The 1,735-nt window shown below is 58.8% G+C and carries 1 protein-coding gene and 1 pseudogene; both read right to left on the bottom strand.

Annotated elements, in window-relative coordinates; all coding sequences use genetic code 11:
* Positions 1-123 precede the first annotated feature (123 nt).
* Positions 124-1,464, bottom strand: a complete 1,341-nt coding sequence (locus tag ACOSYY_RS03100) for an MFS transporter (RefSeq protein ID WP_421660807.1) — start codon at positions 1,462-1,464, stop codon at positions 124-126.
* Positions 1,457-1,735 (bottom strand): annotated as a pseudogene (locus ACOSYY_RS03095) (hypothetical protein); the annotation flags it as partial. The gene ACOSYY_RS03100 and the pseudogene ACOSYY_RS03095, both read right to left, overlap by 8 nt.

Genomic DNA, 1,735 nt, shown 5'->3' with positions numbered 1-1,735 from the left:
AACTCGGGAGGACTTTCATGTCACGCGTTGACGGAAGAAGACGGCCCTGTCTCAAGGGCCGTCTCGCTTCGCGGTGATGGACATGTCGAAACTGATGTTGCGAACAGAACGTTCGGCGTGGAACTACGATTGCGCGACGCGTGGTTGAGAAGCAAAGGTGCCGGGCGTAGAAACGGCTACGCCCCCTGTATGCGACTTGTAAAAGCTGAACAGCCACGCGGTGGCAGCCGTCATGAGAAGAATGAGGCTGATTCCTCCTAGGCTGGCGGCCGGACCGATCGTATCGGCGGCCCATCCAAAACCCGCCATACCGGCCATGGATGACGCCATGCCTCCGGTGGCGAAGCTCGTAAAGACTCGGCCGAGGAGATGCGCCGGTGTCAATTCTTGGAGCATCGTCCACACCAACGGAGTAAACATGGCGGTGCTTCCTCCGATCACCGCGATCAGGGCGCCGGCAACAACAGGAGCTTCCAGGAAACCGAGCGCCGCGACGGCAAGACCGCCGATGGCCAAAGCGCCGGACATGAACCGAAGACGCCACGGTACGTCTCCCTGCGTGATCGATGTCAAGCCAAGAGAAGCCAGCAACATTCCGACACCAAGCGCCGACCAGAGCCACCCGAGCTGAATCGGACCTACCCCCAGGACGTCTTTCGCAAAGACCGGCAGCAGAAAGATGAAGGCGCTGATGCCGACGCTATAGAGGGTGGCCGTCAACATGAGGAGCGTGACGGTCCTCTGTTCGACGAACACGAAACGGAAGCCGACCAGCAAATCACCCTTGATCCCTTCCGTCAGTCCTTTGCCCGCGGCGCGCCACTGATCGAGCGTTTCATGCATCCGAACGGGGAACAAGCACAGCGCGGAGATAAAAAACGTCGCCGCATCGGCAAAAAGCACATTTTGGGCTCCGATGAGCGCAATGCCGAGGCCGCTCACCGCCGGTCCCACCAGCAGTCCGACGTTGGTCGTCGTCTGCATGAGCGCGTTGGCGGCAATAAGCCGCTCCTTGGGCACAATCAGAGGAACCGCCGAGGTGAGGGCCGGCCCAAAGATGGTGGAGAAGATGGCGGTGAAAAAGACAAGGACGTAGAGCCGATCAAGCGTCAAGGCTCCCATGGCATAGAGCAGCGGAATCAGAAAAACCATCAAGGTGCGAAGAAGATCGACGCCGATCATCACCGGTTTCTTCCGAACACGATCCAAATAGACGCCGATCAGCGGCCCGAACAGCAAGGGCGGCAGAGTTTGAAGCAGTCCGACCACCGTCATCTTGAGCGCCGACCCGGTCATCTCGTATACAAACCAGAGCAACGCCACCTTGTTGAGGCTGTCGCCGATCTGCGAAATCGTCTGGCCTGCAAACAAAAAGCCGAAGTCTCTGGTCTTGACTAATTCCCAGCCTCGCGCGCGGCCCGGAGTGGAACCGGTCTCTTTTGAATCAGCAGGTACGTCAGACATGTCGGCCTCGCCCAAGAATCTTATGCTGCTCGGAGGCGTAGGCCTGTCCGGCTTGAACCCCTTCATCTTCGAGAAGACGCTCATACAACGCCACATAGTCGCGCGCCATCCGATCCGCGGTAAACCGCTCGTCAAAGGCGGTCCGGCAGCGTTGACGATCGATGAGAGAGATCTGCCCGACTGCATCCACCATTTCGGATACCGTCTCGCAAATAAAGCCGGTGACGCCATGATCGAGGATTTCCGGAATCGATCCACGCCGGTAGGCCAA

This window comes from Nitrospira sp. BLG_2 (assembly GCF_049222245.1).
The sequence above is the reverse complement of the archived record's forward strand: the minus strand, read 5'-3'. Positions and strand labels throughout refer to the sequence as shown.

Bases quoted from the DNA above. Each gene is read 5' to 3' on its own strand.
- ACOSYY_RS03100 (WP_421660807.1), bottom strand. From the start codon at position 1,464: ATGTCTGACGTACCTGCTGATTCAAAAGAGACCGGTTCCACTCCGGGC.